The 22,050-nt window shown below is 71.3% G+C and carries 19 protein-coding genes; 10 read left to right on the forward strand and 9 right to left on the reverse strand.

What is annotated here, in order from left to right; genetic code table 11:
• Nucleotides 1–180 precede the first annotated feature (180 nt).
• The 6 genes from ACYUD3_RS05290 (at nt 181) to ACYUD3_RS05315 (ending at nt 8,625) form a co-directional block, all read left to right on the forward strand.
• Nucleotides 181–2,664 (forward strand): SulP family inorganic anion transporter, encoded by a 2,484-nt coding sequence (locus tag ACYUD3_RS05290; protein ID WP_470966019.1) that lies wholly within the window; start codon nt 181–183, stop codon nt 2,662–2,664.
• A 434-nt stretch (nt 2,665–3,098) separates the two neighbouring features.
• Nucleotides 3,099–5,054 (forward strand): acetate--CoA ligase, encoded by a 1,956-nt coding sequence (gene acs / locus ACYUD3_RS05295; protein ID WP_470964382.1) that lies wholly within the window; start codon nt 3,099–3,101, stop codon nt 5,052–5,054.
• A 218-nt stretch (nt 5,055–5,272) separates the two neighbouring features.
• Nucleotides 5,273–6,703 carry a Na+/H+ antiporter NhaA gene (gene nhaA / locus ACYUD3_RS05300; RefSeq protein WP_470964385.1) on the forward strand — a complete coding sequence of 477 codons (1,431 nt, stop codon included), beginning with the start codon at nt 5,273–5,275 and terminating at the stop codon, nt 6,701–6,703.
• A gap of 89 nt (nt 6,704–6,792) precedes the next feature.
• Nucleotides 6,793–7,305: a phage holin family protein gene (locus ACYUD3_RS05305; RefSeq protein ID WP_470964388.1), complete on the forward strand. Its 513-nt coding sequence runs from the start codon at nt 6,793–6,795 to the stop codon at nt 7,303–7,305.
• On the forward strand, nt 7,302–8,243 hold the full coding sequence (locus tag ACYUD3_RS05310) for an alpha/beta fold hydrolase (RefSeq protein WP_470964391.1): 942 nt from the start codon (nt 7,302–7,304) through the stop codon (nt 8,241–8,243). Before ACYUD3_RS05305 ends, ACYUD3_RS05310 begins: the two co-directional genes overlap by 4 nt.
• A 199-nt stretch (nt 8,244–8,442) precedes the next feature.
• Nucleotides 8,443–8,625: a hypothetical protein gene (locus tag ACYUD3_RS05315; RefSeq protein WP_470964394.1), complete on the forward strand. Its 183-nt coding sequence runs from the start codon at nt 8,443–8,445 to the stop codon at nt 8,623–8,625.
• Nucleotides 8,626–8,683: 58 nt separating this feature from the next.
• On the opposite strand, the gene ACYUD3_RS05320 is transcribed toward ACYUD3_RS05315, so the two are convergent.
• From ACYUD3_RS05320 to nth, 3 genes are all read right to left on the reverse strand, one after another.
• Nucleotides 8,684–9,883 carry a MarP family serine protease gene (locus ACYUD3_RS05320; protein ID WP_470964397.1) on the reverse strand — a complete coding sequence of 400 codons (1,200 nt, stop codon included), beginning with the start codon at nt 9,881–9,883 and terminating at the stop codon, nt 8,684–8,686.
• A gap of 77 nt (nt 9,884–9,960) precedes the next feature.
• Nucleotides 9,961–10,683 carry an NUDIX hydrolase gene (locus ACYUD3_RS05325; protein WP_470964400.1) on the reverse strand — a complete coding sequence of 241 codons (723 nt, stop codon included), beginning with the start codon at nt 10,681–10,683 and terminating at the stop codon, nt 9,961–9,963.
• A gap of 283 nt (nt 10,684–10,966) precedes the next feature.
• Entirely contained in the window at nt 10,967–11,809 is an 843-nt protein-coding gene (nth, locus tag ACYUD3_RS05330) for an endonuclease III (RefSeq protein ID WP_470964403.1), read from the reverse strand.
• A 329-nt stretch (nt 11,810–12,138) separates the two neighbouring features.
• On the opposite strand from nth, the gene ACYUD3_RS05335 reads away from it, so the two are divergent.
• Entirely contained in the window at nt 12,139–12,813 is a 675-nt protein-coding gene (locus ACYUD3_RS05335; protein WP_010350941.1) for a Crp/Fnr family transcriptional regulator, read from the forward strand.
• 62 nt (nt 12,814–12,875) lie between these two features.
• Here the strand turns inward: ACYUD3_RS05335 and ACYUD3_RS05340 are convergent, their stop codons facing one another.
• Genes ACYUD3_RS05340 through ACYUD3_RS05355 form a run of 4 tightly spaced genes read right to left on the reverse strand, consistent with a single transcriptional unit; the run spans nt 12,876 to nt 15,239 of the window.
• A complete protein-coding gene (locus ACYUD3_RS05340; RefSeq protein WP_470964406.1) occupies nt 12,876–13,706 on the reverse strand; it encodes an MBL fold metallo-hydrolase in 831 nt (276 codons plus the stop codon).
• The gene (locus ACYUD3_RS05345; protein ID WP_470964409.1) at nt 13,703–14,572 is read right to left on the reverse strand and encodes an NUDIX hydrolase; all 870 of its coding nucleotides are present in this window, start codon (nt 14,570–14,572) and stop codon (nt 13,703–13,705) included. The genes ACYUD3_RS05340 and ACYUD3_RS05345 overlap by 4 nt, the downstream gene beginning before the upstream one ends.
• 47 nt (nt 14,573–14,619) lie before the next feature.
• Complete coding sequence (locus ACYUD3_RS05350) at nt 14,620–15,087, reverse strand: RidA family protein (protein WP_470964412.1); 468 nt, start codon at nt 15,085–15,087, stop codon at nt 14,620–14,622.
• Nucleotides 15,084–15,239 carry a DUF4177 domain-containing protein gene (locus ACYUD3_RS05355; protein WP_010350935.1) on the reverse strand — a complete coding sequence of 52 codons (156 nt, stop codon included), beginning with the start codon at nt 15,237–15,239 and terminating at the stop codon, nt 15,084–15,086. The genes ACYUD3_RS05350 and ACYUD3_RS05355 overlap by 4 nt, the downstream gene beginning before the upstream one ends.
• 118 nt (nt 15,240–15,357) lie before the next feature.
• On the opposite strand from ACYUD3_RS05355, the gene bagA reads away from it, so the two are divergent.
• Both bagA and bagB read left to right on the forward strand, forming a co-directional pair.
• Nucleotides 15,358–16,335, forward strand: coding sequence for an ATPase BagA (gene bagA / locus ACYUD3_RS05360; RefSeq protein ID WP_470964415.1), 978 nt, complete (start codon nt 15,358–15,360; stop codon nt 16,333–16,335).
• A complete protein-coding gene (gene bagB / locus ACYUD3_RS05365; protein ID WP_470964418.1) occupies nt 16,332–18,065 on the forward strand; it encodes an ATPase BagB in 1,734 nt (577 codons plus the stop codon). The genes bagA and bagB overlap by 4 nt, the downstream gene beginning before the upstream one ends.
• 250 nt (nt 18,066–18,315) lie before the next feature.
• Here the strand turns inward: bagB and ACYUD3_RS05370 are convergent, their stop codons facing one another.
• The gene (locus tag ACYUD3_RS05370; protein WP_470964421.1) at nt 18,316–18,648 is read right to left on the reverse strand and encodes a WhiB family transcriptional regulator; all 333 of its coding nucleotides are present in this window, start codon (nt 18,646–18,648) and stop codon (nt 18,316–18,318) included.
• 409 nt (nt 18,649–19,057) lie between these two features.
• Between ACYUD3_RS05370 and ACYUD3_RS05375 the strand changes: the two genes are divergently transcribed.
• A complete protein-coding gene (locus ACYUD3_RS05375) occupies nt 19,058–21,373 on the forward strand; it encodes a transglycosylase domain-containing protein (protein ID WP_470964424.1) in 2,316 nt (771 codons plus the stop codon).
• Nucleotides 21,374–21,551: 178 nt separating this feature from the next.
• Here ACYUD3_RS05375 and ACYUD3_RS05380 read toward each other — a convergent pair whose 3' ends face one another.
• Nucleotides 21,552–22,016 carry a GatB/YqeY domain-containing protein gene (locus tag ACYUD3_RS05380; protein ID WP_470964427.1) on the reverse strand — a complete coding sequence of 155 codons (465 nt, stop codon included), beginning with the start codon at nt 22,014–22,016 and terminating at the stop codon, nt 21,552–21,554.
• Between the last annotated feature and the right edge of the window lie 34 nt (nt 22,017–22,050).

A 22,050-nucleotide genomic window follows, 5' to 3' on the forward strand; every position in this document is an offset into this window, starting at 1 on the left:
ATCTATTACCCCTTTTGCTACGAAAATCCATGCCGGACCTTTACTCTGGATTACGATCCGTTTACCTAGCGTTGCTTCATACCCGCCGCTGCACGCCGTGACCCACGGCCGCGACCCGCCCCGTCCCACCGGACGGGCCCCATTCCGCGACCGCGCCGCCCCGGAGGAGACGGGAACATGATGTTCGCCTGCGCCCCCGCTCGTACCACCGAGCCGCCCCACTCCCCGGACCCCTCCGGAGGAGGCTCCGCCGAGAGCGCCCGCCGCTCTCACCGCCCGCCGCCGCGCCGCCGCCCGCGCGCCCCCAAGATCGCCGGCGCCGACGTGTCCGCCTCGATCGCGGTCTTCCTGATCGCCCTCCCGCTGTCCCTCGGCATCGCCCTCGCCACCGGCGCGCCCCTCCAGGCCGGACTCGTCGCCGCCGCCGTCGGCGGGATCGTCGCGGGCCGGCTCGGCGGCTCCCCGCTCCAGGTCAGCGGCCCGGCCGCCGGGCTCACGGTCGTCACCGCCGACCTCATCCACCGCTACGGCTGGCGCGCCACCTGCGCGATCACGATCCTCGCCGGGCTCACCCAGCTCGCCCTCGGCTGTCTGCACGTCGCGCGCACCGCCCTCGCCGTCAGCCCCGCCGTCGTCCACGGCATGCTCGCCGGCATCGGCGTCACCATCGCCGTCGCCCAGCTGCACATCGTCCTCGGCGGCACCCCCCAGAGCGCCGTCCTCGACAACCTCCGCGCGCTGCCCGCCCAGTTGGCGCGGCTGCACCCGGCCTCCGTCGGCGCCAGCGCGCTCACGCTGACCCTGCTGCTGCTCTGGCCGCGCCTCCCGGGCCGGGCCGGGCGGCTGCTGCGCAAGGTGCCCGCCGCCCTCGTCGCCGTGACCGGCGCGACCGCCGCCGTCTCGCTCACCGGGCTCACCCTGCCCAAGGTGGAGCTGCCCTCCTGGTCCAGCCACGCCCTCGCCGGGCTCCCCGACGGCTCCGCGCCCGGGATCGCGGCGGCCGTCCTCACCGTCACGCTCGTGTGCAGCGTGCAGTCGCTGCTGGGCGCGGTCGCGGTGGACAAGATGATCGCCGCCCGGCAGACGGCGGCGCCCGTCGCCGGGGGCACCGGCGGCAAGGGGAACGACGGCAAGGGCGCCGACGACAACACCGGCGGCAGCAGCGCTCGCGGCGACACCGGCACCGGCAAGAGCGCCCCCCGGGTCGGCCGCTCCGACCTCGACCGTGAACTCCTCGGCCAGGGCGCCGCCAACATCGTCTCCGGCGCCCTCGGCGGACTCCCCGTCGCCGGGGTCGCGGTGCGCAGTTCGGCGAATGTGCACGCGGGTGCCGTGAGCCGGAACTCCACGATGCTGCACGGCGTTCTCGTAGTAGTCGCCGCGCTGCTGATGGTCCCGGTACTGGAGCTGATCCCGCTCGCCTCGCTCGCCGCTCTGGTCATGGCCGTCGGTATCCAGATGGTGTCGCTGCACCACATCCGCACGGTGACGCGCCACCGAGAGGTGCTGGTCTACACGGTGACGACGGTCGGTGTGGTGTTCCTCGGCGTCCTCCAGGGCGTCCTCCTCGGGATCGCCGTCGCCGTCGCCGTGGCCCTGCGCCGCCTCACCCGCACCCGCATCACGCACGCCGAGAAGGAAGGGGTCCATCACGTACACGTCCGAGGCCAGCTGACGTTCCTCGCGGTCCCCCGCCTCAGCCGCACCCTCCACCTCGTCCCCCAGGGCGCCCACGCCGTCCTGGAACTCGACGGCTCCTTCATGGACCACGCGGCGTACGAGTCCCTCCAGGACTGGCAGAAGACCCATACCGCGCAAGGGGGTTCGGTGGACTTCGCGGGACGGCGGGCAGGGGCGAGCGCGGTCCAGGCGGCTGGGTCCGAGGCCGGCGCCCACAGCACCGCCGACACCGGCACAGGCAGCCCCGTCACGCCCGGCATCCCCCGCGAGACCGACCGGCCCGGTACGACCATCACCCCGCCCGCCTCCCCCCGCCCCAGCAACCACCGACTCGACCACGGCATCCGCACCTTCCACCGCGACACCGCCCCCCTGGTCCGCGGTGAGCTCGCCCGGCTGGCGCGGGAAGGGCAGCGGCCTGCCCAGCTGTTCCTGACCTGTGCCGACTCCCGGCTGGTGACCTCGATGATCACGTCCAGCGGGCCGGGGGACCTGTTCGTCGTACGCAATGTCGGCAATCTCGTGCCGCCGCCCGGCGCGGAGAGCGGGGACGACTCGGTGGCCGCGGCGATCGAGTACGCGGTGGACGTGCTGAAGGTGCGGTCCATCACGGTGTGCGGGCACTCCGGGTGCGGGGCGATGCAGGCGCTGCTGAACTCCGAACCGGGCGGCGCGCAGACCCCGTTGCGCCGCTGGCTGCGGCACGGCCGGCCGAGCCTCGCGCGGCTCGCGGACGGCGGCAGGCCCTGGGCGCGGCTCGCTGGAAGGGCGCCCGCGGACCCGGTGGAGCAGCTCTGCCTGACCAACGTCGTGCAGCAGCTGGACCACCTCAGGGCGCATGACTCGGTGTCCCGCGCGCTCGCCGCGGGCGCGCTGAAGCTGCACGGCATGTACTTCCACGTGGGCGAGGCGCGGGCCTATCTGCTCACCGAGGCGCACGAGGGCGGCACGCTCTTCGACCACGTGGCCGCCGACCTGGCCTGACCCGCCGGTCCAGACCATGATCGTCCCGGTCAAATCCCGGTAAACGCACGACACCTGACACCCCCTCCAGGTCAACCGAGGTGGACCAGGACCGGGGCGCGCGCCCCGGAAACGGCGTACGGCGGACCGAGTTCCCGGCCGGGATCGTGCCTCCCCTCCCGGCCGGAACCACCCCTCCCGCGCGCCCCGCCGCCCGGGCGCCGTAAGGGAATTCGAACTCCCGCCCCCGATCCGCTCGAACCTCGGCCCCCGGAGTGTGAAAGGGGTTACACCACCTGAACTCCCGTTCCCTGGGAACCGTGGGTACGGATGACCCGTCCGAAAGCGGAATCCGAGAGGTCTACACCACTGCTCGGCCGACCCTTGTCATCACTCCTCGGGTCTGATGAGCTGTGGCCTGGGACACAACGGACACCCTGGGAAAGGGAGATGTCGTGAGCAACGAAAGCCTGGCCAACCTCCTCAAGGAGGAGCGCCGTTTCGCGCCGCCGAGCCAGCTGGCCGCGCACGCCAACGTGACGGCGGAGGCGTACGAGCAGGCCAAGGCTGACCGGCTCGGCTTCTGGGCCGCGCAGGCGCGCCGGCTGAGCTGGGCCAAGGAGCCGACGCGCACGCTGGACTGGTCGAACCCGCCGTTCGCGAAGTGGTTCGAGGACGGCGAGCTGAACGTCGCGTACAACTGCGTGGACCGGCATGTCGAGGCGGGCAACGGCGACCGGGTCGCCATCCACTTCGAGGGCGAGCCCGGCGACAGCCGCTCGATCACCTACGCCGAGCTGAAGGACGAGGTCTCCAGGGCGGCCAACGCCCTGCTGGAGCTGGGCGTCGGCAAGGGCGACCGGGTCGCCGTCTACATGCCGATGATCCCCGAGACGGCGATCACGATGCTGGCCTGCGCCCGGATCGGCGCCGCGCACTCGGTCGTCTTCGGCGGCTTCTCCGCCGACGCGCTGTCCACGCGGATCAAGGACGCCGACGCCAAGGTCGTCGTCACCACCGACGGCGGCTACCGGCGCGGCAAGCCGATGGCGCTCAAGCCCGCCGTGGACGAGGCCGTGGCCAAGGCCGGCGGGGTGCGCAGCGTCCTCGTCGTGCGCCGCACCGGCCAGGAGGTCGCCTGGAACGATGAGACCGACCTGAGCTGGGACGACGTCGTCGGCCGGCAGTCCGCCGAGCACACGCCGGAGGCCTTCGGCGCCGAGCACCCCCTGTTCATCCTCTACACCTCCGGGACGACGGGGAAGCCCAAGGGCATCCTGCACACCTCCGGCGGCTACCTCACCCAGGTGGCGTACACCCACAACGCCGTCTTCGACCTCAAGCCGGAGACGGACGTCTACTGGTGCACCGCCGACGTCGGCTGGGTCACCGGGCACTCCTACATCGTCTACGGCCCGCTCGCCAACGGCGCGACGCAGGTCATGTACGAGGGCACGCCGGACACCCCGCACCAGGGGAGGTTCTGGGAGATCGTCCAAAAGTATGGAGTGACGATTCTCTACACCGCTCCCACGGCGATCCGGACGTTCATGAAGTGGGGCGACGACATCCCCGCGAAGTTCGATCTGTCCAGCCTGCGTGTGCTCGGCTCGGTAGGAGAACCGATCAACCCCGAGGCGTGGATCTGGTACCGCAAGCACATCGGGGCCGACGCGGTCCCGGTCGTCGACACGTGGTGGCAGACCGAGACCGGCGCCGTCATGATCTCCCCGCTGCCGGGCGTCACCGAGGCCAAGCCCGGCTCGGCGCAGACCCCGCTGCCGGGGATCTCGGCGACCGTCGTCGACGACGAGGGCAACGAGGTCCCCAACGGGGGCGGCGGCTATCTCGTCGTCACCGAGCCCTGGCCCTCGATGCTGCGCACCATCTGGGGCGACGACCAGCGGTTCATCGACACCTACTGGTCGCGTTTCGAGGGCAAGTACTTCGCGGGCGACGGGGCGAAGAAGGACGACGACGGCGACATCTGGCTGCTCGGCCGCGTCGACGACGTCATGCTCGTCTCCGGCCACAACATCTCCACCACCGAGGTCGAGTCCGCCCTCGTCTCGCACCCGGCGGTCGCCGAGGCGGCCGTGGTCGGCGCCGCCGACGAGACCACCGGCCAGGCCATCGTCGCCTTCGTCATCCTGCGCGGTACGGCGTCGGAGAGCGAGGACCTCGTCGGGGAGCTGCGCAACCACGTCGGCAGCACCCTCGGGCCGATCGCCAAGCCCAAGCGGGTCCTGCCGGTCGCGGAACTTCCGAAGACACGTTCCGGCAAGATCATGCGGCGGCTGCTGCGGGATGTGGCGGAGAACAGGGCCTTGGGGGACACCACGACCCTGACCGATTCCACGGTGATGTCGCTCATCCAGGAGAAGCTGCCCGCGGCGCCGAGTGAGGACTGAGGCGGGTGTGGTCGGTCGTATGAGCTGACCGGTTGCTCAGGCCCCCCTGTACTGCTGAACGGAGCAGGGGGGCAGGGAGTTCCGGTTTGGGTATCCTGGTCAAAGGCGTGTCAAGGATGCGCCAAGATCCGAACGGGTGAATCCCGGTCGAATCGCCCAGGTGTGCCGGGAAGTCTGGTCGGCAGGTGCTCAGTCCTGCCCGCAGACCGGAGGTCCCCGTGTCCACCCCCCGTACGCCCCGCAAGCTGCTCGGCCGCCTGTCGCTCCCGGAGCGCAGGTTCGTCGCGGACGCGCTGCGGGCGGAGACGGTGGGCGGGGTGCTGCTGCTCATCGCCACGATCACCGCGCTGCTGTGGGCCAACATCCCTGCCCTGCGCGGGAGTTACGCCTCCGTCAGCGGCTTCCACCTCGGGCCGGGCGCCCTCGGTCTCAACCTCTCCATAGCGCACTGGGCCGCCGACGGGCTGCTCGCCGTGTTCTTCTTCGTCGCCGGGATCGAGCTGAAGCGCGAGCTGGTCGCCGGGGAGCTGAAGGATCCGCGCGCCGCCGCGCTGCCCGTCGTCGCCGCGCTGTGCGGGATGGCCGTACCGGCGCTCGTCTATACGCTCACCAGCCTCGGCGGGGGCGGTTCGCTGCGCGGGTGGGCCGTGCCGACCGCGACCGACATCGCGTTCGCGCTCGCCGTGCTGGCCGTGATCGGGACCTCGCTGCCGAGCGCGCTGCGGGCGTTCCTGCTGACCCTGGCGGTCGTCGACGACCTGTTCGCCATCCTGATCATCGCGGTCTTCTACACCAGCGACCTCAACTTCGCGGCCCTGGGCGGCGCGGTGGCGGGCCTGGTCCTCTTCCGGTGGCTGCTGCGGCGGGGCGTGCGCGGGTGGTACGTGTACGTTCCGCTGGCCGTCGTCATCTGGGCGCTGATGTACAACAGCGGCGTCCACGCGACGATCGCGGGCGTCGCGATGGGGCTGATGCTGCGCTGCACGACGCGCGAGGGCGAGGCCCGCTCCCCCGGCGAACGGGTCGAGCACCTCGTACGGCCCCTGTCGGCCGGTCTCGCCGTCCCCCTGTTCGCGCTGTTCAGCGCGGGGGTGCGGGTGTCGGGGGGCGCGCTCGGGGACGTGTTCGGCAGGCCCGAGACGCTGGGGGTCGTCCTCGGTCTCGTCGTCGGCAAGACGCTCGGGATCTTCGGCGGGACCTGGCTGACCGCGCGGTTCACGCGGGCCTCGCTGAGCGAGGAGCTGGCCTGGGCGGACGTCTTCGCGCTGGCCTCGCTCGCCGGGATCGGGTTCACCGTGTCGCTGCTCATCGGCGAACTGGCCTTCGCGGCCGATCCGGGGCTGACCGACGAGGTCAAGGCGGCCGTCCTGGCCGGCTCGCTGATCGCCGCCTGCTGGGCGACGGTCCTGCTGAAGCTGCGCAACGCGAAGTACCGGCGGCTGACCGAGCGGGAGGAGCGCGACGAGGACGCCGACGGCATCCCCGACGTGTACGAGGAGGACGACCCCGCGTATCACCTCCGGATGGCCGACATCCTGGACGGCAAGGCCGCCGAGCACCGCCGGATCGCCCGCGAACTGGCCGCCGCCCGCCACACATCCGCCGAACCGCCGGGCGGGGCGGGCGCCGGGGACGGCCGTCCGGCATGATCTGACGGGACGGTACAGATCGAGACCGTACGAGTTGTCCGGCACGACGGCAGGACAGATTCGGTACGGCAATCACAAGGGAGACCTCGATGAGCGCACCCGACGACAGCCCGGTCGGCGCCGAACGCAGCGTCGGACAGCTGTTCGCCTCCGCGACGGCCGAGATGTCCGCGCTGGTGCACGACGAGATCGCGCTGGCGAAGGCGCAGCTCAAGCAGGATGTGAAGCGGGGTGCCGTGGGCAGCGCGGCCTTCCTCGTGGCCGCCGTCGCCCTGCTGTTCTCCCTGCCGATGCTGAGTTTCGCGCTCGCCTACGGCATCAACGCCTGGACCGGCGGGCACAACGGCACCGGCGGCTGGAACCTCGCCTGGTGCTTCCTGCTGTCGTTCGCGGCCAACGCGCTGATCGCGGGCCTGCTGATCCTCATCGGCATCGCCATGTTCAAGAAGGCGCAGAAGGGCAAGGGTCCGCAGAAGGTCGCCGCCTCCGTGAAGGAGACCGCCGGGGTCCTCCAGAACGCCAGGCCGCACCCGCGCCCCGAACTCGCCGCCAGGGACGCCGCCCCGCAACCCCTCGAAGCTGTGGCACGCTCGACATCATGACGGACCCGGCCACCTCCTCGGCTCAGCACCCCTCCTCGGTCGTCCGGCCGGACGGCCCCTGGATCCATCGGGACGTCGCCGCCAACGGCGCCCGCTTCCACATCGCTGAAATGGGCGACGGGCCGCTGGTGCTGCTGGTGCACGGCTTCCCGCAGTTCTGGTGGACCTGGCGGCACCAGCTGACCGCGCTCGCGGCGGCCGGCTTCCGGGCCGTCGCCCTCGACCTGCGCGGAGTCGGCGGCAGCGACCGCACCCCGCGCGGCTACGACCCCGCGAACCTGGCCCTCGACATCACCGGCGTGATCCGCTCCCTCGGCGAGCCGGACGCCGCGCTCGTCGGCCACGACCTCGGCGGCTACCTCGCCTGGACGGCCGCCGCGATGCGCCCCAAGCTCGTGCGCCGGCTCGCGGTCGCGTCGATGCCGCACCCCCGGCGCTGGCGGTCCGCGATGCTCGCCGACGTCAAGCAGACGGCGGCGAGTTCACACATCTGGGGGTTCCAGCGGCCCTGGATCCCCGAACGCCGGCTCGTCGCGGACGACGGCGCGCTGGTCGCCGACCTCATCCGCGACTGGTCCGGGCCGCTCCCGCCGGACGAGGCGGCGCTCACGGCGTACCGCGAGGCGATGCTGATCCCGTCCACCGCGCACTGCTCCGTCGAGCCCTACCGCTGGCTGGTGCGCTCGCTCGCGCGGCCCGACGGCATCCAGTTCTACCGGCGGATGAAGCGGCCGGTGCGGGTGCCGACGCTGCATCTGCACGGCTCGCTCGACCCGGTCAGCCGGCCGCGCAGCGCGGCGGGCAGCGGGGAGTACGTCGAAGCGCCGTACCGGTGGCGGCTGTTCGACGGGCTCGGGCACTTTCCGCACGAGGAGGATCCGGCGGCGTTCTCGACGGAGCTGATCGGCTGGCTGAAGGATTCCGAGCCGGATCGGTGAGCCGGGCCGTCCGGCGGTGCCTGTTCGGTGAGTTCGGCCTGTTGGCCGGAAGGGGTTCGCCTCGGGGTGTGAGCGCGCCGATACGCCCGGTATCCGGATCCGAACGTCTGTCCTGCGGACGTCCATGTGCCCGACGCATAGGCCGATTGGCGGGCCGCCGGGAGGTTATCGACCTTGGGGCGGGGGCAGACGTCGGGGTATGGGCTGGACGCACGACTACAGTGACGCAGCACGCAACCGCCGCTCGGCCGAAGGCCTGAGCGCCCATCAGCGGGGGCCAGGCGCGCCAACGCCGGGGGGTGACCTCCGGGTGGGCATCCCACGGATCCTGCGCCGCAGGGCCCGGTGGGTCTCGGTGCGGCTGCGGCATCCACGGGGCTGAGCTCCCCTTTTCCCGACACCCCCGCCCCGGTCCGGGGCGCCTCTTCCCGGCTGCCGCCTCAGAGGGCGCAGTTGTCGCTGTCCACCTGCTGGCTGGCCGTCTTGCCGTCCGTGATGTCCTGCCGGATCTCGTCGGCGGTCAGGGCGTAGCCGGTCTCCGCGTCGTCGAGGGACTTGGCGAAGACGACGCCGTAGACCTTTCCGTCGGGGGTCAGCAGGGGGCCGCCGGAGTTGCCCTGACGGACCGTCGCGTACAGGGAGTAGACGTCGCGGCGGACGGTGCCCCGCTTGTAGATGTCCGCGCCGGAGGCGGTGATGCGCCCGCGCACGCGCGCCGAACGCACGTCGTACGAGCCGTTCTCCGGGAACCCGGCGACGATCGCGCTGTCGCCGGTCGCGGCGTCCTTCGAGGTGAACTGGAGGGCCGGCGCGTCGAGTCCGGGGACGTCGAGGACGGCGATGTCGCGCCGCCAGTCGTACAGGACGACCTTCGCGTCGTACTTGCGGCCCTCGCCGCCTATCTGGACGGTCGGTTCGGTGACGCCGCCCACGACGTGCGCGTTGGTCATCACCCGGCGCTCGCCGAAGACGAAGCCGGTGCCCTCCAGGACCTTGCCGCAGCTCTCCGCGGTGCCCATGACCTTGACGATCGACGCCTGCGCGCGGGCGGCGACGGCGCTGCCGGCGAGCGCCGGGTCGGGCGGCTCGACCTCGCGGATCGGCTCGTTGGAGAACGGGCTGAAGACCTGCGGGAAGCCGTTCTGCGCGAGGACCGACGTGAAGTCCTTGAACCAGGTGTCCGCCTGGACCGGGAGCACCTCGGAGACGCCCAGGAGCACCTTCGAGCCGCGGACCTCCTTGCCGAGCGTCGGCAGCGTCGTCTGCGCCAGCATCGAGCCCAGCAGCCACGCCACCAGCAGCATCGCGCCCACATTGACCAGCGCCCCGCCCGTCGCGTCCAGCGCGCGGGCCGGGGACCACGTGATGTAGCGGCGCAGCTTGCTGCCGAGGTGGGTGGTGAGCGCCTGGCCGACGGAGGCGCAGACGATCACGACGACGACGGCGACGACCGCCGCGGTCGTACTGACCTCCGAGCTGTCGGTCAGGGCGTCCCAGACGACCGGCAGCAGATAGACGGCGACGAGGCCGCCGCCCAGGAAGCCGATCACCGACAGGATGCCGACGACGAAGCCCTGGCGGTAGCCGACGACCGCGAACCACACGGCCGCGACCAGCAACAGGATGTCCAGCACGTTCACCGCTCGGCGCCTCGCCTCGTCAACTCGCCCTCACTACAGGTCGGCCGGGGAGATCCCGGGGATCGGAGGACACCCTGTCATGACCGCCAGTCCAGCGGGACCTGCTTGTCCCTGTCCCAGGGGCGCTCCCAGCCCGCGTAGTGCAGCAGGCGGTCGATCACTCCCGCCGTGAACCCCCAGACGAGGGCCGATTCGACCAGGAATGCCGGGCCTCGGTGGCCGCTGGGGTGCACGGTCGTCGCTCTGTGGGCCGGGTCCGTGAGATCCGCCACGGGGACCGTGAAGACCCGCGCGGTCTCCGCCGGGTCCATCGCGCCGACCGGGCTGGGGGTGCGCCACCAGCCCAGGACGGGGGTCACGACGAACTGGCTGACCGGGATGTACAGCGGGGGCAGGACACCGAAGAGCTGCACCCCCGCCGGGTCCAGCCCCGTCTCCTCCTCGGCCTCCCGCAGCGCGGCCCGCAGCGGTCCGTCGCCCTTCGGGTCGCCGTCCTGCGGGTCGAGGGCGCCGCCGGGGAAGGAGGGCTGGCCGGCGTGCGAGCGCAGCGAGCTCGCCCGCTCCATCAGCAGCAGTTCCGGCCCTCTCCCTCCCTCGCCGAAGAGGATGAGCACCGCCGACTGGCGCCCGCCCCCGTCCTCCGGCGGCAGGAACCTGCTCAGCTGCCGGGGCTCGACGGTCTCCACCGCCCGCACCACCGGGTCCAGCCACTCGGGCAGCCCGTCCTTGCTGACGGCCACTCGCCCCTCGTACGGACCCGCCTTTGCGGGCCCTCCCTGCGCGTCCCTGACTTGCTTCATCTCCGCACCACCCCCCGATCTTTCCCTTCCAACGCCCGCCCCTCCCGAGATCGTTCCGCACCTCGCCGCCGGCCGACCCTGATTTCTCTCGGGGGAGGGTTCTCAGGGTCGGGGGCGGCCGGCTCGCGGAGCGTCTCGGCGTGGGCCGGCGCCTCGGGCAGGCCGGGCGGGGGGCGGTGACCGGCTGCGGGGCGGCCGGATATCGCTCGGGTGCCGGGGCAGGGGCTCCGGGCGGGCTCACGTCCGGGAGGCCGGCCTGTGGCGTTCACGGCGGTCCTCCGCCTCACCCCGCCCCCAGCGGCGGCGCGGGCCTGCCGCCCGCGTCCAGGTAGGACTGGGGCGGGTTCAGGCGCTGGCCGGGGAAGCCGCCCTTCTCGTACTTCAGGAGCTTCTGGGCCTTCTCCGGGTCCGTCTCACCCTCGCCGTAGGAGGGGCAGAGGGGGGCGATGGGGCAGGCTCCGCAGGCCGGTTTACGGGCGTGGCAGATGCGGCGGCCGTGCCAGATGACGTGGTGGGAGAGGTCGGTCCAGTCGGACTTGGGGAACAGCTCCGCGATGGCCGCCTCGATCTTGTCGGGGTCGGTCTCGGCGGTCCAGCGGAAGCGGCGTACGAGGCGCTGGAAGTGGGTGTCGACGGTGATGCCGGGTCTGCCGAACACGTTGCCCAATACGACGAACGCCGTCTTCCTGCCGACTCCGGGCAACTTGACCAAGTCCTCGAGCCGGCCCGGGACTTCGCCCCCGAACTGCTCCACCAGCGCCTTCGACAGGCCGATGACCGACTTGGTCTTGGCTCGGAAGAAACCGGTCGGGCGGAGGATCTCCTCGACCTCCTCGGGGTCGGCGACGGCCAGGTCCTCGGGGGTGGGGTACTTCGCGAAGAGCAGGGGGGTCGTCTGGTTGACCCTCAGGTCGGTGGTCTGGGCGGACAGGACGGTCGCGACGACCAGCTGGAAGGGGTTGTCGAAGTCCAGCTCGGGGTGCGCGTACGGGTACACCTCGGCGAGCTCCCGGTTGATCCGGCGCGCGCGGCGGACGAGGGCCGTACGGGACTCGGGTTTGCCGGGCGGCAAGGGCGCCGGTTTCTTCGGTCCGGACGTTTTCTTAGCTGAAGTCTTCTCTGTCACCTTTGCCGCTTTCCTACCGCCACCAGGGTTGCCGCCCGCGTCCTGTTCGCCCACGGCGGAATCCCGTCGTACGGCGGTCCGCCGAGCCCCCACGGCCCGCGCTCTGACCGGCGATCCGGACACCTGGCCAGCCTAAAGCCCGGCACCGACATCCGCCCCGGACCCCGGGAATCGGTCCCCGATTGGACCCCTGCCGCTTACCTCCGGACAGGTGTGCGGCATCCTTGTGACAGATCACACTGTTTGGACCGTCAGGCAAAATGGGCACCACGGTCCCCTGGTACGTGGGGGAGAAAGATCCCCTGAGCAGGTCGACAAGGAGAGAACTCGTGGACGACGTTCTGCGGCGCAACCCGCTCTTCGCGGCTCTCGACGACGAGCAGGCCGCGGAGCTGCGCGCCTCCATGAGTGAGGTCACCCTCGCGCGTGGTGACTCGCTTTTTCACGAGGGCGACCCCGGTGACCGGCTCTACGTCGTGACCGAGGGCAAGGTCAAGCTTCACCGCACATCCCCCGACGGCCGCGAGAACATGCTGGCGGTGGTCGGCCCCGGCGAGCTGATCGGCGAACTGTCGCTGTTCGACCCGGGTCCGCGTACGGCGACGGCGACGGCCCTCACGGAGGTCAAGCTGCTGGGCCTCGGCCACGGCGACCTCCAGCCCTGGCTGAACGCCCGCCCCGAGGTCGCCGGAGCGCTGCTGCGCGCGGTCGCCCGGCGGCTGCGCAAGACCAACGACCAGATGTCCGACCTGGTCTTCTCCGACGTCCCCGGCCGTGTCGCGCGCGCGCTGCTCGACCTCTCCCGCCGCTTCGGCGTGCAGTCGGAGGAGGGCATCCATGTCGTCCACGACCTCACTCAGGAGGAGCTGGCCCAACTGGTAGGCGCCTCCCGCGAGACGGTGAACAAGGCCCTGGCCGACTTCGCCCAGCGAGGCTGGCTCCGCCTGGAGGCCCGCGCGGTGATCCTGCTGGACGTGGAACGCCTGGCGAAGCGGTCACGCTGACGCCGGGTCTCGGCCGGGGTGGTGCGGGTCCCTTGGGGGGCGGGCGCGGAATGCGGCGCCCCTTAGATCAGCCCGTGCTCCTTCAGGTACTCCAGTTGGGCCCGGACCGAGAGTTCCGCTGCCGGCCATAGGGAGTGGTCTATGTCGGCGTAGACGTGGGCGACGACCTCTGGTGGGGTCGTGTGGCCGGTTTCCACCGCTGTCTCCACCTGGGCCAGGCGGTGGGCCCGGTGGGCCAGGTAGTACTCGACGGCGCCTTGGGCGTCGTCCAGGACGGGGCCGTGGCCTGGGAGGACCGTTCGCACGCCGTCGTCGACCGTCAGGGACCTCAGGCGGCGCAGGGAGTCCAGGTAGTCGCCCAGGCGGCCGTCGGGGTGGGCCACCACTGTGGTGCCGCGGCCCAGGACGGTGTCGCCGGTGAGGACCGCCTGGTCGGCCGGGAGGTGGAAGCACAGGGAGTCCGCCGTGTGGCCGGGGGTGGGGACCACCCTGAGGTCCAGGCCGCCTGTGGTGATCGCGTCGCCCGCCGTCAGGCCCTCGTCGCCGAGGCGGAGCGCGGGGTCCAGGGCGCGGACCTTGGTGCCGGTCAGTTCGGCGAAGCGGACCGCTCCCTCGGCGTGGTCGGAGTGGCCGTGGGTCAGCAGGGTCAGGGCCACGCGTCTGCCCGAGCGCTCCGCTGCGTCGATCACCGCGCGGAGGTGGCCTTCGTCCAGGGGACCCGGGTCGATCACCACCGCCAGGTCCGAGTCCGGTTCGGCCACGATCCACGTGTTGGTGCCGTCCAGGGTCATCGCCGAGGCGTTCGGCGCGAGGACGTTCACCGCGCGGGTGGTGGCGGGTCCGGAGACGACCGCCGCGCGCGGCTGGCCGGGAAGGGCGCCGGCGTGGGTCATGCGGAGGCTCCTCCGATCGGGATGCGCTTGGTGAACTCGTCGTGTCCGGGCCAGGAGAGGGTGATCTGGCTCGGCTCCAGCTTCGCCCGCGCGAGGACGGGGGTGAGATCCCGCGCGCGGGACGCCTCCAGGGCCTCGGCGGCGGAGCGGTACGGGATCAGCTGGCGCAGGGTCGCGACGGTCGGCGGCATCATCAGCAGGTCGCCGGCGTCGTACGAGGCCGCCGCGGCGGGCGGGGTGATCCAGACGGTGCGGTCGGCCTCGGTGGAGGCGTTGCGGGTGCGCTGGCCGGCGGGGAGGGCGGCGACGAAGAACCAGGTGTCGTAGCGGCGCGGTTCGAACTCGGGGGTGATCCAGCGCGTCCAGGCCCCCAGGAGGTCCGAGCGCAGGATCAGGCCCCGCCGGTCCAGGAACTCCGCGAACGACAGCTCACGGGCCACCAGGGCCGCTCTGTCGGCCTCCCAGTCGGGGGCGGTGGTGTCGCCGGTGACGGTGTCGGGCGTGGGGCCCGCGAGAAGGACGCCCGACTCCTCGTACGTCTCGCGCACGGCCGCGCAGACGATCGCCTGGGCCGCCGGCTCCCCGACGCCGAGCCGGGCCGCCCACCACGCGCGCGTGGGGCCCGCCCAGCGCACCGTGCGGTCGTCGTCGCGCGGGTCGACGCCGCCGCCCGGATACGCGTACGCGCCTCCGGCGAAAGCCATGGAGGCGCGTCTGCGCAGCATGTGGACGGCAGGGCCGCCGTCGCCGTCCTTCAGGAGGATGACGGTGGCCGCGCGCTTGGGGGCGACCGGTGTGAGGGTGCCCTCCGCCAGGGCGCGGATACGGTCCGGCCAGTCCGGGGGGAACCACTGCCCATTCGCCATGGGCGGAGGCTATCCGCTGACCGGCGAATCTTCGAGAGCCCCCGGGGTCACCCCTCGGTGAGCTCGACCAGGACCTCGACCTCGACCGGCGCGTCCAGGGGCAGCACGGCGACGCCGACGGCACTGCGCGCGTGGACGCCCTTCTCCCCCAGGATCTCGCCGAGGAGTTCGCTGGTCCCGTTGATCACACCGGGCTGGCCGGTGAAGTCGGGGGCGGAGGCGACGAAGCCGACGACCTTCACCACGCGCGCGATGCGGTCCAGGTCACCCGTGACGGACTTCACGGCGGCCAGGGCGTTCAGCGCGCACCGCGCGGCCAGCTCCTTGGCCTCCTCCGCGGTGACCTCGGCGCCGACCTTGCCGGTGACGGGCAGCTTGCCGTCGACCAGGGGCAGCTGGCCCGACGTGTACACGTAATTGCCGGTCCGCACGGCCGGCTGGTAGGCGGCGAGCGGCGGGACGACGTCCGGCAGGGCCAGGCCCAGCTCGGCGATCCTGGCCTCTACAGCGCTCATGCCTTGGCCCGCTTCAGGTAGGCCACCAGCTGCTCGGGGTTGGGGCCGGGCACGACCTGGACCAGCTCCCAGCCGTCCTCGCCCCAGGTGTCCAGGATCTGCTTCGTGGCGTGGACGAGCAGCGGCACAGTTGCGTATTCCCACTTGGTCATGGGGGGACTTTATCCGCTGTGATGATCGCCGCTTCGCGACGGCTTTTCCTGCGACTGTCGTACCGGTTATCCACAGGGCGCTGATTGGTCCGGGCGCCGAGTGGTTACGCTCGAAGACGTGAGCAGGCTCCAGGTCGTCAGCGGCAAGGGCGGGACCGGAAAGACGACGGTCGCCGCGGCCCTCGCGCTGGCCCTCGCGCGGCAGGGGAAGCGGACGCTTCTCGTCGAGGTCGAGGGCCGGCAGGGCATCGCCCAGCTCTTCGAGACGGAGGTCCTTCCGTACGAGGAGCGAAAGATCGCCGTCGCGCCCGGGGGCGGGGAGGTGTACGCGCTGGCCATCGACCCCGAGCTGGCCCTGCTGGACTACCTCCAGATGTTCTACAAACTGGGCTCGGCGGGCCGGGCCCTGAAGAAACTCGGCGCGATCGACTTCGCGACGACGATCGCTCCCGGTCTCAGGGACGTCCTGCTGACCGGCAAGGCGTGCGAGGCCGTCCGCCGCAAGGACCGCGCGGGGCGGTTCGTGTACGACTACGTCGTCATGGACGCACCGCCGACCGGCCGGGTGACGCGGTTCCTCAACGTCAACGACGAGGTCGCCGGGCTCGCCCGGATCGGGCCGATACACAATCAGGCGCAGGCCGTGATGCGGGTGCTGAAGTCCGCGGAGACCGCCGTGCACCTCGTGACGCTCCTTGAGGAGATGCCGGTCCAGGAGACCGCCGACGGCATCGCCGAACTGCGGGCCGCGCGGCTGCCGGTGGGGCGGGTCGTCGTCAACATGGTGCGGCCCGAGGTGCTCGACGCGGCCGGGCTGGAACTCGCGGGGAGTGTCGCGCGTTCTTCGGTCGCCAGGTCCCTTTCGGCGGCCGGGCTGGGCGGGGCGCGTCGCGGGGGGCACGCCGAGAAGCTCGTCGACCCCCTGCTCGCGCAGGCCGGGGAGTACGCCGAGCGGCACCGCCTGGAGCAGGAGCAGCGCGCCGTCCTGGCCGAGCTGGCGCTCCCGACCCATGAACTCCCGCTGCTCGCCGAGGGCCTGGACCTGGCGGGCCTGTACGAACTGGCCACCGAGCTGCGGAAGCAGGGGATCGCATGAGCAGGGACCCGGCGGGGCGGGCGGACTCGGGGGGCGGGTCCGAAGGGGGCGTGTCCGAGGGGGCCGCGTCCGACAAGGCCGTGTCCGAGGGGGCCGCATCCGGGGAGGCTGCCTCCAAGGGGGCTGTATCCGGAGAGGCTGCCTCCAAAGGGGCCGCATCCGGAGAGGCTGCCTCCAAAGGGGCCGCATCCGGGGAAGCCGCCTCCAAGGGGGCGTCCGCCTCGAAGAACCCCGGCGCCAAGCTCCCGTCGTCCGCCGCGAGAACCCCCGCCCCCGACACCCACCACCTCTCCCCCACCCGCACCCTGGAGATCGACCCCCTCCTCGACGACCCCGCCACCCGCATCGTCGTCTGCTGCGGCTCCGGCGGTGTCGGGAAGACGACCACCGCCGCCGCCCTGGGCGTGCGCGCCGCCGAGCGGGGGCGCAAGGTCGTCGTCCTCACCATCGACCCCGCCCGCCGCCTCGCGCAGTCCATGGGGATCGACTCCCTGGACAACACCCCCCGGCGGGTGAAGGGCGTCGAGGGCGGCGGTGAGCTGCACGCGATGATGCTCGACATGAAGCGCACCTTCGACGAGATCGTCGAGGCGCACGCCGATCCCGAGCGGGCGGCGGCCATCCTGGGCAACCCGTTCTACCAGTCGCTCTCGGCGGGCTTCGCGGGCACGCAGGAGTACATGGCGATGGAGAAGCTGGGCCAGCTGCGGGCCCGGGACGAGTGGGACCTGATCGTCGTCGACACGCCCCCCTCGCGCTCCGCGCTGGACTTCCTGGACGCGCCCAAGCGGCTCGGGTCCTTCCTCGACGGCAAGCTGATCCGCGTGCTCCTCGCGCCCGCGAAGGTCGGCGGGCGGGCCGGGATGAAGTTCCTCAACGTCGGGATGTCGATGATGACCGGCGCCCTCGGCAAGCTGCTCGGCGGCCAGCTCCTCAAGGACGTCCAGACGTTCGTCGCCGCCATGGACTCCATGTTCGGCGGCTTCCGCACCCGCGCGGACGCCACCTACAAGCTGCTCCAGGCGCCGGGTACGGCCTTCCTCGTCGTCGCCGCCCCCGAGCGGGACGCGCTGCGCGAGGCCGCCTACTTCGTCGAGCGGCTCGCCGCCGAGGACATGCCGTTCGCCGGGCTGGTCCTCAACCGGGTGCACGGCAGCGGGGCGGCCCAGCTGACCGCCGAACGCGCGCTGGCGGCGGCGGAGGGCCTTGAGGAGGCCGCAGGGGGCGAGACGGGCGACGGGGCGGCCGGAGAGGCGGCTGACGGAACGTCCGACAGTCCCGCGCGCGCTGACGGCTCCCCTTCGGACGACCCCAACTCCCCCGCCCCCCAAGCGGATTCCCCCGCCCCCGCGGAAAATCTTGACCGCTCCGGCATTGTGGATCAGCCCCCAGGGAAGGCTGGAACTCGTAACTCTCCCGACACGTTCGGCGGTTCGGAATCCCACGCTCCGAACTCCCCGGCCCCAGGCGGCGGTTCCCCCACCGGCGCGGGCGCCGAGGCCGCGGTCGACCGGCTCACCGCCGGGCTGCTGAGGCTCCACGCGGAACGGATGCATCTGCTCTCCCGCGAGCGGCGCACCCGTGACCGCTTCACCGCGCTGCACCCCGAGGTCGCGGTGGCCGAGGTGGCCGCGCTCCCCGGGGACGTCCATGACCTCGCCGGTCTGCGTGACATCGGCGAACGGCTCGCCGCGGGGCGGCCCGAGCTGCCTGGGGACGCCGTCAACTGAAACGCCGGCGACCGGTCGTACCCGGCATGCAGGGCCTCGTACGAAGGAGCCCCGGCGCCCCGGTCGTACGCGAGGCGCGCAGGCTCCCCGTCGCCGTGCCCGTACTCCGGTACCCCGGCAACTCCCGTTGCCCCGGTACCCGTTGATCCATGTCTGGTGGGCCCCCGGGCGGTCGGCCAGGCCGGTTGGGTCCGCCTCGGATTCTGCCCCGGTCCGAGGGGGGTTCCCGGCGTGGTGCCCGAGGGCGCCGTCAGCCGACCGCCGCGTAGTTGACGTACACGTGCTCGGCCCCGAGCGGCAGTGTGCCCCGCTCGTACTCCGTCCGCGCCGTCTCCAGGAGGCGGCGCCAGGAGGTGACGGTCGGGCGGCGGCGCAGCAGGGCGCGCCGTTCGCGTTCCGTCATTCCTCCCCACACGCCGAACTCGACGCGGTTGTCCAGCGCGTCCGCCAGGCATTCCGTGCGTACCGGGCAACCGGTGCACACCGCCTTGGCCCTGTTCTGCGCTGCTCCCTGAACGAACAGTTCATCCGGATCGGTAGTGCGGCAGGCAGCCTGCGCACTCCAGTCGGTTACCCAGCCCATACCGGCGCCGTCCTCTCCCGAATCGAGGCTCCCCCACGGCGGCAGCGGCATATTCACCGCCGCCAGTTGAGGACGTTACGGAAGGCGGACACAGCGCAACACCCCCTTCGGGCCCAATCTTGAATGGCCCGAACGGACTATGCGCATCCGGCAGATCACCCGCGGGAGTGAGCCCGCGACATACATGACTTTCCCGGCGAAACCGGGGCAGTTCACTGGGATCACACCGGACACCGGCTGACACACAAGGCGGATTCGGGCACGCCGTCGACAAAAAAGTCGCGTACATCCGGAACGATTCGGGGTCGCCGGACGTACTTCTCACAAGGCCCTGCTGCCGTGACAGCTGACAGCAGCTTAGGCCAAGGCATATACGCGTGTCCGGCGATTGAGAACGTAGGCTGCCCTCATGCCAAAGAAGCGCTCGGGCGGTGGGCTGTCCAGTACGCAGCAGGCCGCCAAGTTCCTCGGTGTCAGTGTGCTCTCGGGAGCGGTCCTCGCCGGCATCGCGCTGCCCGCGTTCGGGGCGCTGGGGCTCGCCGCGAAGGGGTCGGTGGAGTCGTTCGACGAACTCCCGGCCAACCTGAAGACGCCGCCGCTCAGCCAGCGCACGACGATACTGGACAACGACGGCAACCAGATCGCCTCCGTGTACTCGCGCGACCGTACGGTCGTCGACCTCAAGAACATCTCGCCGTACATGCAGAAGGCGATCGTCGCGATCGAGGACTCGCGCTTCTACCAGCACGGCGCGGTCGACCTCAAGGGAATTCTCCGCGCGGTCAACAAGAACGCCCAGAGCGGCGGCGTCTCCGAGGGCGCCTCGACGCTCACCCAGCAGTACGTGAAGAACGTCTTCATCGAGGAGGCCGGTGACGACCCGACGAAGGTCGCGCAGGCCACCCAGCAGACCATCGGCCGCAAGATCCGCGAACTGAAGTACGCGATCCAGGTCGAGGAGGAACTGGGCAAGAAGAAGATCCTGGAGAACTACCTCAACATCACCTTCTTCGGTGAGCAGGCGTACGGCGTCGAGGCGGCCTCCCAGCGGTACTTCTCCAAGCACGCCAAGGACCTCAACGTCCAGGAGGCGGCGCTGCTCGCGGGCATCGTGCAGTCGCCGAGCCTGTACGACCCGATCAACGACGAGAAGCAGGCGACCCTGCGCCGCAACATCGTCCTCCAGCGGATGGCCGAGCTCGGCGACATCTCCCAGGCCGACGCCGACAAGGCCAAGGCCGCCCCGCTGGGCCTGAAGGTCACCCAGCCGAAGAACGGCTGCATCACGGCCGTCAAGGGCGCCAGTTTCTTCTGCAAATACGTCGAGAAGGTCTTCCTCAGCGACCCGGTCTTCGGCAAGACCAAGGAGGACCGCGCGAAGGTCTGGAACCAGGGCGGCCTGACCATCCGTACGACGCTGGACCCGCAGGCGCAGGACTCGGTGCAGTCCTCGATCAAGGACCACGTCTACCAGTCCGACAAGGTCGCCACGGCCGTCACCCTCGTGCAGCCCGGCACCGGCAAGATCCTCGGCATGGGCCAGTCGAAGCCCTACGGCTACGGCAAGAACGAGACCGAGTACAACTACTCGGTCGACTCCGCGTACGGCGGCTCCAACTACGGCTTCCCGACCGGTTCGACGTTCAAGCCGTTCGTCGCCGCCGCCGCGCTGGAGCAGGGCCGCCCGGCCAACCAGACGTACTCCGCGCCCTACGAGATGCCCTACCCGGACCGCGTCAGCACGTGCAGCGGCAAGGACTGGCGCAACAACGGCAACGAGAAGCTGGAGAACGAGAACGAGGCAGAGGTCGGCCCCTACGCGCTCAAGCAGGCCATGGCCAAGTCGGTGAACACCTACTTCGTGCAGATGGTCGCGGACATCGGCATGTGCCCGGTCGTGAAGATGACCGACGCGCTGCACGTCGTCCAGGGCAACGGCGACAAGGTCCCCGAGGTGCCCTCCTCGATGACCCTCGGCTCCACCGGCCTCTCCCCGCTGACCATGGCCAGCGCGTACGCCGCCTTCGCCTCCCGGGGCATGTACTGCACCCCGGTCGCCATCGAGTCGATCACGCAGACCATCGGCAACACCAAGAAGTCGCTCGAGGTCCCCAAGTCGACCTGCTCGCGCGCGATGAGCGAGAAGACCGCGGACACCATCAACACCCTGCTCAGCGGCGTGATCGACTCCGGTACCGGCCAGGCGGCCGGCCTCAAGGGCATCGACAACGCGGGCAAGACCGGTACCACCGACGAGCGCAAGAACGCCTGGTTCGTCGGCTACACCCCGTCCCTGTCGGGCGCGGTCTGGGTCGGCAGCGCCACCCAGAAGGTCAAGATGACCAACATCAGCATCGGCGGGGTCTACCACGACCAGGTCTACGGCGGTGACACCCCGGGTCCGATCTGGAAGGACGCGATGACCGGGGCGCTGTCCGGCAAGGACTCCGGTTCGTTCAACCTGGTCAGCATTCCCGACGGGGGCAAGGGCAACGGGAACGGCAACGGCAACGGCCGGGGCAACAATGACGACAATCGCAACGGCGGGGGCACGACCGGGTTCATCGGCGGCCTGCTGACCGGGGGTTCGTCCGACGGGGGCACGTCCTCCGGCGGGTCGAACGGGGGCTCCAGCAGTTCGGGGGGCTCCGGGGACACTCCGACGCCGACGTTCAGCTTCCCTGACGGGTTCATCCGGGGGAATGGGAACGGGGGCAGGAACTGAGGGGACCGCTGCGCTGACCTGGCGGTTTCAGGTGGGGACGCTGCGCTGACCCGAGGAGCTTGAGAAGGGGCCCCTCGTCGTCGTACAGGAATGTTTTCCTACGATGACGAGGGGCCCCTTTGTCGTGCGGCGCCGGGGGGTCGGGCGGGCGGCTTCTTGGGCGGCCGGTGTTTCTCGTTCAGCCGGCGAGGTGCTTCTTGACCGCTGCTGCCACTCGGCCGCCCTCCGCGAGGCCCGCGACCTTGGGGTTGACGAGCTTCATGACGGCGCCCATCGCGCGGGGGCCCTCGGCGCCGTTCGCCTTGGCCTCGGCGACGGCTGCCGCGACGATGCCGTCGAGCTCTTCGTCGGTGAGCTGCTTGGGCAGGTACTCGGCGAGGACGCCGCCCTCCGCCTTCTCCCGCTCCGCCTGCTCGGGCCGGTTGCCCTGCTCGAACGCCTCCGCGGCCTCGCGGCGCTTCTTCGCCTCGCGGGTGATCACCTTCTGGACCTCGTCCTCGGAGAGCTCGCGCTTCTCCTTGCCCGCGACCTCTTCCTTCGTGATCGCGGCGAGGGTCATCCGGAGGGTGGAGGAGCGGAGTTCGTCGCGGGCCTTGATCGCGGTGTTGAGGTCTTTCTGGAGCTTGGACTTGAGCGTGGTCATGGGGTGATTGTGGCAGGTGGGGGTGGGGTGGTGC

It is taken from the genome of Streptomyces sp. AMJ-169, from assembly GCF_055597585.1.

What these genes read in the sequence shown, in the direction of transcription:
- ACYUD3_RS05290 (WP_470966019.1), top strand. Translation starts at nt 181, where the DNA reads ATGTTCGCCTGCGCCCCCGCTCGTACCACCGAGCCGCCCCACTCCCCG.
- ACYUD3_RS05305 (WP_470964388.1), top strand. Translation starts at nt 6,793, where the DNA reads ATGAGCGCACCCGACGACAGCCCGGTCGGCGCCGAACGCAGCGTCGGA.
- ACYUD3_RS05310 (WP_470964391.1), top strand. Translation starts at nt 7,302, where the DNA reads ATGACGGACCCGGCCACCTCCTCGGCTCAGCACCCCTCCTCGGTCGTC.
- ACYUD3_RS05315 (WP_470964394.1), top strand. Translation starts at nt 8,443, where the DNA reads ATGGGCTGGACGCACGACTACAGTGACGCAGCACGCAACCGCCGCTCG.
- ACYUD3_RS05325 (WP_470964400.1), bottom strand. Translation starts at nt 10,683, where the DNA reads ATGAAGCAAGTCAGGGACGCGCAGGGAGGGCCCGCAAAGGCGGGTCCG.
- ACYUD3_RS05340 (WP_470964406.1), bottom strand. Translation starts at nt 13,706, where the DNA reads ATGACCCACGCCGGCGCCCTTCCCGGCCAGCCGCGCGCGGCGGTCGTC.
- ACYUD3_RS05345 (WP_470964409.1), bottom strand. Translation starts at nt 14,572, where the DNA reads ATGGCGAATGGGCAGTGGTTCCCCCCGGACTGGCCGGACCGTATCCGC.
- ACYUD3_RS05350 (WP_470964412.1), bottom strand. Translation starts at nt 15,087, where the DNA reads ATGAGCGCTGTAGAGGCCAGGATCGCCGAGCTGGGCCTGGCCCTGCCG.
- ACYUD3_RS05355 (WP_010350935.1), bottom strand. Translation starts at nt 15,239, where the DNA reads ATGACCAAGTGGGAATACGCAACTGTGCCGCTGCTCGTCCACGCCACG.
- bagB (WP_470964418.1), top strand. Translation starts at nt 16,332, where the DNA reads ATGAGCAGGGACCCGGCGGGGCGGGCGGACTCGGGGGGCGGGTCCGAA.
- ACYUD3_RS05370 (WP_470964421.1), bottom strand. Translation starts at nt 18,648, where the DNA reads ATGGGCTGGGTAACCGACTGGAGTGCGCAGGCTGCCTGCCGCACTACC.
- ACYUD3_RS05375 (WP_470964424.1), top strand. Translation starts at nt 19,058, where the DNA reads ATGCCAAAGAAGCGCTCGGGCGGTGGGCTGTCCAGTACGCAGCAGGCC.
- ACYUD3_RS05380 (WP_470964427.1), bottom strand. Translation starts at nt 22,016, where the DNA reads ATGACCACGCTCAAGTCCAAGCTCCAGAAAGACCTCAACACCGCGATC.